This window comes from Methanobacterium sp. BRmetb2 (assembly GCA_003491285.1).
Lineage (GTDB): Archaea > Methanobacteriota > Methanobacteria > Methanobacteriales > Methanobacteriaceae > UBA117.
On record CP022705.1, the window covers coordinates 930,282 to 943,425 of the forward strand.

The following is a 13,144-nucleotide window of genomic DNA, read 5'->3' on the forward strand; positions in this document are numbered from 1 at the left end:
TTCTTAAAACTTTCTATACGTATGATATAAAAACATACACATATTATACGCATGCTGTACAAATAAACTATTAATAATTGCGCATAAGAATAAATTTTCGATAGAAACTTACCAATAACACGAAAATAGTATATTAATTCTTTAGTTGGAGGCTTGAACTTGGATAATAAAGTTTTAGGTGGAGTACTAATAATTTTTGTAATGGTAGTGGGCGTAGCAGGTGTAATGTTCTTTAATTCAACGAATCCAAATACATTGGGGGTAATTAACCCTATTGTAAGTACAAATAACCAAACTATGGAAAATAATACCACCAATACTAATAATAATTTTCTTTCTTCATCTAATTCTGCTTTAACTGTAATCCCATTCTCAACTGGTTATAATGGTCGATCCGCACCTACTCCAAGCCCCAGTCCAACACCTGGGCCTGACCCTATTCCGGATCCTATGAATCGTATAATCACTCTTTTCGATGATTATTTGACATCTAATTATGATCAATCTTTGATGCCCGGTATGGCGGTAGTCATAGTCCAGGACGGGAAAATAATCTACATGAAAACCCTTGGAGTTAAAGATCTGGCTTCCGGAGAACCAGTTGATAAGAATACGTTATTTGGAATATGTTCCATATCCAAACAATTTACTTCAACAAATATCGCCCAATTAGTAGATAAAGGGTTGATGGGTTGGGATGATCCCATAGCTAATTACTATTCAGTTCCAGACGAATTCCTGTTATGCAGTGATTTTTATGTCAGCAATAACATCACTATTAGAGATGTTCTGATGCATAACAGTGGATTAAGTAGGGAACTGGGAAATGAGTATCCTACATATTTCAATGATTCATTTTCTGAAGCTATTTTTAAGCTCCGATACGTAGAGAATGCCACTTCTTTCCGCAGTACATATGCATATAATAGTTTAATTTATGCTTTGGCAGGTTACAGTGCAGCACAGGCAAATAATACCACATGGGATGAATTAATTAAAAAAGACATCCTGGATCCATTGGGGATGACCACTACAACTACTAGCTACTGGGATTTCTTGAATTCACCAAACCATGCCACACCTTATAAACTTCTTAAAAACGGCACCATGGTGCCCTATGATATTATTCCTGATCCAGTTGGCCCCGCAGGAAGCATATATAGCTCCATCAGTGAGATGGCCAACTGGTTGAAGTTCCAGATCGCCGATACAGGGTATTATAATGGCATACAAATTGTTTCTAAAAAGGAATTAGATGAAACACGTACCTCACAAATAAATATTACTGACCCCCTTGATTTAATGTTTGGTTCACAATATGGTTTAGGTTGGTTTATCCATCCCAATGATACAGTTCTTCCATATTATGTAAACCATCCAGGAGATAGTAGTGATTTCCATGCCCAAATTACAATTTATCCATCACAGAATTTAGGCATAGTTATATTGACCAATGGAGGAGTATATCCATCTAGTTTCAGAAGTATCTTGGATGCTAAATTCAGGCAGTTGTTAATTGGTAATGAAGATTTTGATCCATGGCCTGCTACAAAGAATGCACTTGACGCTGTATGGAAATCCGAGTCTCCCGTACCACCTTTAGTAGGTCCAACACTGAATTTAACTGGTTATGTTGGTGCTTATTCCAACATGGTCTATGGAAACATAACTATCACATCATCAAACGACACTTTGATCTGTCATTATGGAACCAATAAACAAGCCTTTAATTTAGAACATTTCAATGGTGATGTGTTTAATGAACCGTACAACGATTTTACATTTAACTTCACCGACATTTCTAATGGTAAGGCTAATAACTTAACAGTTTCATTGCCAGACTATACCACTTATCCAGCTACCAGTACAACCGCGTTCAACCGCACAAATAGCACCTAAAACTTTCCCATTTCATTATTATGAGGTAAGGAATAATATATTATGTAACAGAAATTTAATGAGGGATTTAATGGAAAACATGAAAGAAAATATTTCAACAGTTAAAAAATCTATTATTTGTTTTGTGCTACTAACTTTTGCCATTAGCGGTGTTATCTGGTTTTCAATGGTTAGTACCGGATTGACACTTATATATAACATATTATTAATGTGGACCCCTGCAATAGCAGCCATAATTACAGCTTTAATATTTTTCAGGAGTCTTAAAGGATTCGGATGGGGGCCAGGGAAAATAAAATATTTAGCTCTGGGTATTATCCTACCTGTATTGTTGAGTATATGTACCTACGGATTGTTCTGGTTAATAGACGGAGGTCTTGGAACTTATACAGGAAAATTTGGAAATCTACTGATCTTCAGTATTATCGTCAGCATATTCCTGGGATTGGGTGAGGAAATTGGTTGGAGAGGTTTTCTGGTACCCCAACTTGCTAAATTAACCAATTCATTTACGGGGATAGGATTTCTCAGCGGTATAATATGGGCGTTCTGGCATTTCCCAGTTATATTAATGGGATCCTATGTTGCAGAAGTTCCATTATGGTGGTCGTTACCCCTATTCTTCGTTGGAAACATATTATTTGCCTTTGCATTAGCATGGTTCAGACTGAAATCTGGTAGTATATGGCCAGTGGTGTTATGGCATGGACTCGATAACAATATGACAAAAGTATTTACTCCATTATTTGCTGGTGGAGCATCAGCATATTATGTGGGAGAATCAGGAATCATCACAATAATACCCATGCTAATACTGGTAATCATATTATGGTACTATAAGGATAGATTACCTGATCTAAGAATTAAAAATGATGAAAAGGTAAATTCCTGAATTAAAATTCTTTTCATGATTCATTGAAATTCAATACACATTGAGGAATGTGAAGATATGGATAGAAAGGTTTCAAATGTTTTAATATTGGTTTTAGTGGTATTTTGACTGGAGCGTCGATTTATTTTCTGCAGAAAATGGATACAACAAAGATGAACACTCCCAGCTAAACAAATACAACAAGTATTATAAAATAACTTTATCAATAAGAACTGAAAGGAAAAATTTATTATTAATCAGATACGTTTCGTTTATAATTTAAATTCGTGGAGTAGGGATTAAATGGAATCTGTTGGAAAAATAAAAAAAGCAATAATAACCTTTTTAATTTTGAATTTCGGTTTAAGCAGTGTTTTTTATTATCTTATGGTTACAGGAGAAAATAGCCAGTTTTATGTTTATCTTGTAATGTGGTGCCCAGCAATTGCCGCCATAATCACTAGTCTAATTTTTTATAGGAGTATTAGAGAGTTTGGATGGAGACCGGGTAAGGTTAAATATCTTATAGGGGCTTATTCCATTCCTCTAATTTATGCTTTGATCTCTTTTGGGGTTTTCTGGATTTTAAATCCAGGCACCCTAAAAGGGGGGATAGATCCTATTGGTGTGCTTATGGCGGTGATATCTGGGACTTTAACTTGTGTCCTGACAGCTTTGGGGGAAGAAATTGGTTGGCGTGGTTTCTTGGTACCTCAGATGGCCAAAATAACATCATTTACCAAGGTGGCGTTAATAACTGGAATTATCTGGGCTGGCTGGCACTATCCTGGAATCATATTTGGTATATATAATGCGGATACTCCTTTATGGTATGCTCTGCCAGTGTTTACCGCAGCGATAATAGGAATGAGTTTTTTACTGGCATGGTTCCGCTTGAAATCGGGCAGTCTGTGGCCACCAGTGTTATTCCATGCCAGTAGTAATCTATTCTTGCAATTCATTTTTGATCCACTAACCATGCAAACCGGGATAACCAAATACTATTTAGGAGAAACAGGAGTCTTCACTGTGGTAGCTATCTTAGTGTTTGCATTCATTTTCTGGACATGGAGAGATAAACTGCCGGATACTTTGATTAAAAAGGATCAGGAAAATAGTCCCAGTTAAAAAATAAACTCTGAATCGAAAATTCGTAAATGATGCACAAAGTAGGGGGTATAAGTATTTAAACTTTTAGAAATGCTTTTTTAAATCTACAAATGTCCATTCCATATGAGGTGGAACATTGAACCGCACTTTTAATCTTCAGGTTTTATTACCATTTGATAGGAGGTTCCTTATCAATAAAAGGCCCTCCTTTTCTTCCTCTTCCGGTTTTTTAAACAAATTTTTCTGGATATGTTCTAGAAATTCCTTCCATGATAAATTTGAATTATCTAACCGCTGAACACATCCCCCCCCCCCCCCCAGAATAATTTCATTATATTAACTTATCATTTTACGAGACAAAGCTAATAAATTGTTACAAGTATAAAACAATCATTTTTGGACTATCCAATATGCATCCATCATAATAATTATTGAGAGTTTTTGGATACCTTACTAATAATTAGTCATTTACAATCTCATTTCCAGTAATATTTATTCTATTCTAGAAAAACTTATGTGGACACCTTTTTCTGTAAGTAAGGTGTTCCAGTTTCACGTGGTTTGAAACTATTTTACATAATTTAATGGATTAAATCTAATTTAGCTAATTTTTAGGTGGAGTATCAAGTGAATTTATTTTAGATTTCATTCAACCCACATTTTCAAAGGTCTAAATTGGGATTATTTGGCATTTACCTGTACTATTAGTTGGTAGTTACGTCGGCGGCACCCCATTATGGTGGACTTTACCCATATTTATAGCCGGAACCATTACGGCCAGCTTTATATATTCCTGGTTAACCATAAAATCAAAAAGTCTATGGCCAGCAGTGCTGCTACATGCAAGCGACAATTATTTTACTCAACATCTTTTTGAACCTTTAGCGACTGGAAATCTGGTTCCATGGTTATTAGGTGAAGGAGGAATATTGGTTCTGGCAATAGTAGTTATATTTGCCCTTACATTCTGGATGTTAAAATATAGATTACTCGATCTAACAATTAATAGACAAAATTAACATAAAATAAGAAGTAATGGGTTTAATGAGCCTAAAACTGAGATTTAAATATTATAATTTCTTTTTATTTTTTTAGTATCATGATACCTGTTTATTTATTTAATAAGGATATTTAATAAGGATTATTTGGAGTTATTTACTTTTGTTTTGGTGAACACCGTTAAATTCCGCCATAATGAAATTCAATCAACTTAAAAATAAAAAGCAATTATAAAACTAATAACTCCTATTAAAAACAAAATACTAGTAACTAATTTGAAGAAATCTTATAAAGCCCTTCAGATTTCCTTTTTACCATATATGAAATGCCTAAAAGTATAAAGAATAATCTGTTGATGCGTATGGAATAATCATAATACTTCTTTTCTAAATAAACTGTAAAAAACTTTTTTTGACATTCCAAATAGATAAAATAAAAAAATTAGGGAATTTTATCCCTCATAATTTACAGAAAGTTTTCTGGTTTCTTTATTTTCACATCTAGGACAATAAACTTCGTTTTTACCAGTTTGTTCCATGTAATGTCGACATTTGGTACACATTGCTTTTAGAACACCTAAATCATTCTGGGAAGTTTTCAAATCAATATTATCTAGACCCATAACCTTGGTTACTTGAGCCTCTACAATATCACCAATCCTAAATGCATCTGTAAGCTTAGCAACATAACCCTTCTGGGCTTGTGAAATATGTATTCCCCCGGTAAATCTTATTTGAAGCTCCCTATCATTGTTTTTAAGTTTATCTATTCTCACAAGAGCTCTTTGACCCCTAACTTCAGCTATTTGTCCTAAAACAGTCATTCCTGGCGCTAAAGTTGATGGAGTATTTGTTTTTGGGACTACAGATATTTTTTTATTTTTAGCATCTACAGAAACAGTTCCTGTAATCAGGGCTTTTATCTTACCTTTTTCTTCATATGTCCATTCAGATGGAACAAATTCTTCACTGACACCTAATAAGTCTCCTGGAAGTACAAAATCTCCAGATTTAGTTTTCATCTATTCACCTCGACTTAAAAAAGTAATAATCATTCAATATTAGAAAATAATATTAACTTTTTGTATTATAAATAAACTTAGGAATTAAACTTTTAGATCTTACTATTATATAGAGTTTATCATGTTTTCATTCTCATCATATTTAATCTCATCCATTTCATAGTCTGACCAATCCCTTTTATCCAGAACAATTTCAAGTTCTTGAGGAGTTATCAACGGTTTTTCATACATATTAGAATCATCTATCGCAATTCTAGGACAAGCTGTTATAACAAAGGCATCCACATCCCTATAAGCCATCAACAAAGTGGGAGAAATACTATCCATCATAATTATTTCTGCACTCTTTCCACTACTTTGAATCATTTCTTTTAACCTGCAAGCCAATTCCAATCTAAACTGCCCCTCTTTAGAAGACACAATAATACCAAATTTATCCGAATCCCCTGCTTTGACAATTTTAGCAAACCTAACCCGGAGAATTTTATCTGAAAATTCATCAATAGATCGGACATCTCCCATGTAAGGATCAGCGATTATTACCGGTCTTCCTGTGAAAAGTTTGATTCCTAGCGGATGGAAATTACCACCCCCCACATATAAAAATGCATCCACTGGCAGATCCTTTATAGATGAAAAATTACAACCTAATACTTGTCCTTCTGAAGTTCCTACCCCTTTTTTTAGAAATACTTTCTTTCCATTATCCTCTAAAAACGTCTTCATTTCTTCTAAACGATTCAAATGTTGAGTGGTAGTAACTAAACCAATCTTATCATATCCATCTAAATCTTTTAGGGATTTTTTCATAGTATCCTCAACTTTGATCAAGGAATTGGCCTCAACAAAAAGCACTGGTATTTTATAATCTAAAGGCAGAGGAGTGTGGCCAAAATGCACAATAAGATCTACAATACCCCCCATATCTTTGTCTACAACGTCACAGGCCCCATAACAAGCATCACCAGAGATTATAACTTTAGTATTAGTTTTATTTTCTATTTCTTCTGCAATGGTAGTTGCATAAATTTTAAGACCTTCCGGAAACTGTAAAGCTACTTTTTTAGCTTTTAATTCTTTAATTTTTTCTATGATTTCTTCCATCTTAAAATCATAATTAAACATGAAAATCAACAAGTCCCTTATAACGATATTTTTAGCTTAATCAATCATCTACACTCTTTTCAATTACTACCTTTCCATCTACTACGTCCACTTTAATGAGTGTTTTAACTGAAAATCCAGTTTCATTTTTTACAATTTCTTTTCCTTTCCCTTTCTCGATGACGGTGATTACATCAACAATGTCCACACCCATATTTTTTAGAGCATTTAAAACCGCTATGATGGTCCCTCCAGTACTTACCACATCATCGATAAGGATAACCCTGTCACCCTTTTTAATACCATTAATGTATAATTCTCCTTCACTGTAACCAGTTACTTGATGCACAGCCACCTCACCTGGTAGGCCATAAGATCTTTTTCTAACCACCACAAAGGGTACCTCTGTCTTTAAAGATAGTGCAGTAGCAATATGGATTCCCATTGCTTCAACACATACAATCTTATCTACATCCAAATTTCCATATTTTGCTATTCCCTCTGCAGCCTCCCGTAAAATTTTACTTTCTACTAATGGAATTCCATCGGTTATAGGATGCACGAAATAGTTATACTCGCCCTTCTTAACAATAGGCGATTTGATCAGACTTTTTTTTAATTCTTCCAACATGTTATCACCATTTATTGTATAAAAAATAGTTATGTGAATCTTGAAATCTTATTTAACAATTAATGTTTGTTACTTCACCTACATTAAATATTTGGGGAATTCAATTTAAAAAATAGTGATATTCACTAAAAAAAGAATTTAACTCCCAAATTCCTCAATTTTTTCTAGGAAAAGTCACACGAAATGAAGTGCCCGGGCCTTTTTCCAATTGAATTTTACCATTTAACTGATTAGTTAAATTGTTTACTAACTGCAAACCTAAAGTATCTGCTTTAGTAAAATCAAAATCGTCTGGAAGCCCTTTACCATCATCTCTAAGTGTCAAAGAAAAAAAATCATCATCCAAATCAAATATGACCTCTATTTGACCCTTTTCATCTGAAAATGCATATTTAATGGAATTAGTAACAAGTTCGTTAACAATTAACCCACAAGGAATTATAGTCTCCATATCCATGTAAACATCTGGAATATCGATTTTAAGGTCTATGACTTGTATCGAATCTTTATATGAATCAAAAAGTCTGCGGGTTAATCCTCGCACATATTCTCCGAAATTAACCATTGGCTGTTCATTTGAATATCTGAGCTTTTCATGGGCCAAAGTAATGGCTCTAACCCTGTTCTGAATTTCTCTAAAAACATTAATTGTTCCAGTATCCTTAGAATATCTCGACTGAAGATTAATCAGGCTTGAAATTAAATCTAAATTATCCTTAACTATTTTTGAAGTTTGTTTCTGTGGAATAGGTGACGCATATTCCTCTTTTTCAAGTTCAACTTTTGTTTTTAGGGATTCTACTTCGCATTCTTCAGTTTTTGATTGAAGAATACTATCTTCTACCCTTTGTGAGTCTTCAACTATACTCAAAACTAGTTTTTCATTGCCAACTTTTATTATTTTTTCTTTAACATTTAACTGCAAATTAGGATCATCATCTACAAAATTATCAATTATAAACTCGATTTTACCATCAGTATGTAATTTTGATATGCGTCGTTCATGGATTTCTGGGTTTAATCTAACATCCATAGAATAGAAATTATATTTTGAAATTTCTTCTTCTGCAATACTGGTTAATTCAAGCGCTTTTTTATTAGCATACCAAATATTACCCTCTATATCATGGACAAATAGAGATACTTGCAAATTATCTAAAATAGCAGATCTCAAGCTAAGATTTCCATTCAAATTCTGCTGTTCGATTTCTAATTTAGCCAGAGAAATTGTTCTCTTAACAATTTGACTTAAATAAGTATTATTTGAGGTATTATCCATTAAACGACCCCCTTAAAAACTGTTAATCCAATAATTATTTTATCTGAACTGATGATTAATTATCTTTATAATGAAAGTATTCTTGTCATTAATAGATATTATTTAAAGTGTTATATAACCCCTAATACAATAAGTTTTAGAAAGATTTACATCTAACTCTATTAACTCCCCTTTTTTAGATAAGAAATTAAAATTAAAATCTGTCATATGATTATTATAATTCTTTTAAATCGTTATAATCACGCTTTTATTTATAAATTCCATATAAACTTTTAAAAAAAAATAATCAGATTCAAAGAGAGTAAAAAGTGACTTAAAAATTCTTATTTAAACCAAAGGTATGTTAAAAGAAGAATAATTGATTTATAATAATATGGAGAAATTACTTATAAAATCGATCCATAAATTAATTAAAGTAAAGTAAAATTATATAATGTTATTAAAAGTTCATATAAAACTAATTTTTATAAAATTTATTGCATTCAAGTATAACGAGGGTGACCATGTTAGGTAATCTCGGAAAAAATTTAACCAAAACAATGAAAAAATTGGCTGGAATGTCCATTATTGATGAAGAAGTGGTAAAAGAAGCCATAAAAGACATCCAAAGGGCTTTAATCCAAGCTGATGTTAATATTAATTTAGTATTCAATCTTTCTAAATCCATAGAAGAACGTGCGCTTAAAGAAGAACCCCCTAAGGGAATAACACCTAAAGAACATATAATAACCATTGTTTATGAAGAACTGGTTAAACTTTTGGGTGAAAAACCAGTTGAAGTCGAAATTGACAGAAAACCATATAAAATATTGTTCCTAGGACTTCAAGGTAGTGGTAAAACCACCACCATTGCAAAACTCACCAAGTACCTCCAGAAAAAAGGCTTCAACCCGGCAATCATATGTACCGACACATGGAGACCAGCTGCATACGAACAGCTTAAACAACTCACTGAAGATATGAATGTTCCCCTATATGGAGATCCTGAAAACAAAGATGCTCTTGAACTGGCCCGTGCCGGATTGGAAGAATTTAAAAAACAAAGCGTTGTAATTATAGATACTGCTGGACGTCATAAAGATGAAAAAGATCTTATTGATGAAATGGAACAACTTTCAAAAGTAGTGGATCCTGAAGAAGCAATACTGGTCATTGATGGAACTATTGGACAGCAAGCCAGAGAACAGGCCCAGGCATTTAGTAAAGCTACTGAAGTTGGATCTATAATTGTAACTAAACTTGATGGTTCTGCCAAAGGTGGTGGAGCGTTATCTGCAGTTTCAGAAATTGGTGCACCTATCAAATTCATAGGTACTGGAGAAAGAGTTGATGATTTCGAAGCATTCGACCCTGAACGATTCATCTCTCGACTCTTAGGAATGGGAGATATTAAAAGCCTTATTGAAAAGGCAGAAGAGATCGCAGATGAAGATGTAAGCATGGAAACTATGGATGCCATTTTAAGTGGTAAATTCACCCTTAAAGATATGCGTTCCCAGTTTGACATGATGGGAAAAATGGGACCCATGCAACAGGTAATGAATATGATACCTGGTGGAGGAAAACTTCCTAAAAATGCTTCGCAAATGACTGAAGAAAAAATAGACAAATACAAGGTATTAATGAACTCCATGACTGAATACGAGCTTCAACACCCTGAAGTGATTAAACAGTCCCGGGTTAAGAGAATAGCCAGAGGTTCAGGTATGCGAAATGAGGATGTTAAAGAGCTTCTTAAATATTATAATGTAACAAAAAAAGCCATGAAAGGTTTTGGAAGAAGAAAAATGGGCGGTCCGTTGGGACAAATGATGAGACAGTTCATGAAATAAACAAAACTTGGATTCTATTGTAAAATGGATATATGGATACATATAATTTGATGATAAGGTGAATGTAGAAGTTATTTATATTATCTCAAAGACAATAAGCAACCTGAATTTTAGAATTTTTATACTTTTTTTGCTATTACTAAAAAATTTAAGTATAATTTTTTAAATCCATGCTTTATTCAAAACTTTTAACCAATGATGTGCAGAATAAAACTCTTCTAACCATTTAATACTGCCGGGTTGTTAATATTAATTTATAGGTGATGTGGAAATGGATTCCCAAATTAAAGATAAAGCCTTACAAATAATGAAAATTACTGATGGGGAAATATGCAATAATTGTTTAGGTAGGAACTTCTCTAAATTAATAGAAGGCGTAGACAACAAACAAAGAGGCCAATATATAAAGAAAATTCTCGCTGAAGAGGGTTATAATAATTTAAACTCGGATTCGTGCTATATATGTCAAGATATAATTAAAGAAATCACTCCTGAATTGATAGAAAGGGTTATAAAAAAAATCGACAGTGTTGGTGTCGAATTTTCAACATTTTTAGTTGGAACTCGGGTTTCTAAAGAACTAATTCAAAAAGAAGAGAATTTACATGAAAAATTGGGTTTAGATGTTGAAAATATAAAAAAAGAACTAAACCGAGAAATAGGTAAAAAACTTTCACTTAAGACTGGAAAAGAAGTTGAATTTGACACTCCTGAGATAATAATATTGGTAGACTTTTTAAATGATAATATAGAAATTCAAATCAACCCTTTATTTATAGAAGGTCGTTATAGGAAGCTTATACGAGGAATACCTCAAACAAAATGGCCTTGTAGAAAATGTAAAGGAAAGGGCTGTGGTTACTGCAACTATACTGGTAAAATGTACGCAGAATCTGTAGAAGAATTAATAGAACCAGAAGCATTGAAAATGACTAAGGGAAATATTTCTAAATTTCACGGCGCCGGAAGAGAAGATATAGATGTTAAAATGCTTGGAAATGGTCGTCCATTTGTGCTTGAAATTAAAGAGCCCTTAAAAAGAAAAATTGACTTGGAAGATTTAGAAAAAAAGATAAATAAGAGTGCCCATGGAAAAGTGGAAGTCCTGGATTTAAAATTTGTTGAAAAAGATCGGCGCAGCGTCATTAAATCTTCCTCCAAAGATACTTACAAAGTTTATTTAGCTCGGGTGACTTTAGATGAAGAAGTTGCACCAGAAAAATTAAAAATATTAAAATCTTTAAAAATTATACATCAAAGAACACCAATACGTGTGTCACATAGAAGAGCAGATAAAATAAGAATCCGGAGTATAAAACATATAGAAGTAAAAATGGTTAATCCAAAGGAATTAGAACTTGTTATTGAATGTGAAGGCGGTTTGTACATAAAAGAACTTATATCTGGAGATGAGGATCGAACCAAACCAAGTGTTTCCCAACTACTTGAGAAACATGCCAAGTGCAAGAAATTGAATGTGCTTGATGTTAACATTTAAGTTAATGCTAAAATATATTAATAACAACACCTAAAAATCAAACTTTAACTGTATAAAATAACTAGTAACAATAATATTATAGACTTCTAAAAGCTTATTATACCCATTTAATCAAGATTTTAAGTTTAATACTGAAATCATTTAATCCATACATTTGGATTATAAAAGAGGACATTAGGCTATTTTTGAAGTTAAAATTTATAGATAAAATCATTTTTTATCAACTTCTAAGATGAGGTTGATTCGTGGAGGTTTAATAATGAGAAGATCAAGAGGTTCAAGAAGTAAAACCCGATATAAACTTAAAAAAAGTGTGAGAGAGACACGTACAAACCCTATAACTAAAAAAATACAGAAATTTGATGAAAATGATATTGTTCACATCATAATCGACCCTAGTATCCAAAAAGGACAACCACACCCCAGATTCCATGGTAAAACTGGCAAAGTAGTGGATGAAAGAGGTAGAGCTTACATTATAGAGATTAATGATGGGAATAAGGCCAAAAAATTAATCATAAGACCTGAACATCTTAAAATTCAAGAGTGATTTCATGATCGGAAAAAAAGTAGTGGAAACTGACCCTATCACAATTTCCGAAGTTAAAAATATGCTCGAAGAATTTTCAGAATCACATGAACTCACCTACGAGCAAAATTTAACCATGGATCACGTTAGTAAATTTTCAAAATTGGATACAGAGCCGGCAGAGAAATTAGTGGAAGAACTTCTGGAGATAGTGAAGAAAAAATATGCAGTTCGAATAACTGACATTATGCCAGAAGATCTAGCAGATTTGAGACTAATATTTGCAAAAGAAAGGGTCCCTATAAAAAAAGAAGATTTAGAAAAAATTTTAGAAATTGTTAAAAAATACCAAGAATAGGTATATTTCGACT

At 32.9% G+C, this 13,144-nt stretch carries 12 protein-coding genes; 8 read left to right on the forward strand and 4 right to left on the reverse strand.

Annotation, left to right across the window (positions count from 1 at the left end; all coding sequences use genetic code 11):
* The first annotated feature begins 159 nt into the window (after positions 1-159).
* The 4 genes from CIT01_04785 to CIT01_04800 all read left to right on the forward strand — a co-directional run bounded on the left by CIT01_04785 (position 160) and on the right by CIT01_04800 (position 4,899).
* Positions 160-1,899 (forward strand): hypothetical protein, encoded by a 1,740-nt coding sequence (locus CIT01_04785; GenBank protein ID AXV37559.1) that lies wholly within the window; start codon positions 160-162, stop codon positions 1,897-1,899.
* A gap of 58 nt (positions 1,900-1,957) precedes the next feature.
* Positions 1,958-2,791 carry a hypothetical protein gene (locus CIT01_04790; protein ID AXV37560.1) on the forward strand — a complete coding sequence of 278 codons (834 nt, stop codon included), beginning with the start codon at positions 1,958-1,960 and terminating at the stop codon, positions 2,789-2,791.
* Between the two features lie 282 nt (positions 2,792-3,073).
* Positions 3,074-3,898, forward strand: a complete 825-nt coding sequence (locus tag CIT01_04795) for a hypothetical protein (protein ID AXV37561.1) — start codon at positions 3,074-3,076, stop codon at positions 3,896-3,898.
* A 656-nt stretch (positions 3,899-4,554) separates the two neighbouring features.
* Entirely contained in the window at positions 4,555-4,899 is a 345-nt protein-coding gene (locus CIT01_04800; GenBank protein AXV37562.1) for a hypothetical protein, read from the forward strand.
* Positions 4,900-5,330: 431 nt separating this feature from the next.
* Here the strand turns inward: CIT01_04800 and CIT01_04805 are convergent, their stop codons facing one another.
* From CIT01_04805 to CIT01_04820, 4 genes are all read right to left on the reverse strand, one after another.
* The gene (locus tag CIT01_04805) at positions 5,331-5,900 is read right to left on the reverse strand and encodes an RNA-binding protein (GenBank protein AXV37563.1); all 570 of its coding nucleotides are present in this window, start codon (positions 5,898-5,900) and stop codon (positions 5,331-5,333) included.
* 105 nt (positions 5,901-6,005) lie between these two features.
* Complete coding sequence (gene dph2, locus CIT01_04810) at positions 6,006-7,025, reverse strand: diphthamide biosynthesis enzyme Dph2 (protein ID AXV38725.1); 1,020 nt, start codon at positions 7,023-7,025, stop codon at positions 6,006-6,008.
* Positions 7,026-7,065: 40 nt separating this feature from the next.
* Positions 7,066-7,635: an adenine phosphoribosyltransferase gene (locus CIT01_04815; GenBank protein ID AXV37564.1), complete on the reverse strand. Its 570-nt coding sequence runs from the start codon at positions 7,633-7,635 to the stop codon at positions 7,066-7,068.
* Positions 7,636-7,789: 154 nt separating this feature from the next.
* Entirely contained in the window at positions 7,790-8,914 is a 1,125-nt protein-coding gene (locus CIT01_04820; protein AXV37565.1) for a hypothetical protein, read from the reverse strand.
* 503 nt (positions 8,915-9,417) lie between these two features.
* On the opposite strand from CIT01_04820, the gene CIT01_04825 reads away from it, so the two are divergent.
* From CIT01_04825 to CIT01_04840, 4 genes are all read left to right on the forward strand, one after another.
* Entirely contained in the window at positions 9,418-10,746 is a 1,329-nt protein-coding gene (locus CIT01_04825; GenBank protein ID AXV37566.1) for a signal recognition particle protein, read from the forward strand.
* 271 nt (positions 10,747-11,017) lie between these two features.
* Positions 11,018-12,244, forward strand: coding sequence for a tRNA pseudouridine(54/55) synthase Pus10 (locus CIT01_04830; GenBank protein ID AXV37567.1), 1,227 nt, complete (start codon positions 11,018-11,020; stop codon positions 12,242-12,244).
* A gap of 256 nt (positions 12,245-12,500) precedes the next feature.
* On the forward strand, positions 12,501-12,794 hold the full coding sequence (locus CIT01_04835) for a 50S ribosomal protein L21e (GenBank protein AXV38726.1): 294 nt from the start codon (positions 12,501-12,503) through the stop codon (positions 12,792-12,794).
* A gap of 4 nt (positions 12,795-12,798) precedes the next feature.
* Positions 12,799-13,131, forward strand: a complete 333-nt coding sequence (locus tag CIT01_04840; protein AXV37568.1) for a DNA-directed RNA polymerase subunit F — start codon at positions 12,799-12,801, stop codon at positions 13,129-13,131.
* Positions 13,132-13,144: the final 13 nt, after the last annotated feature.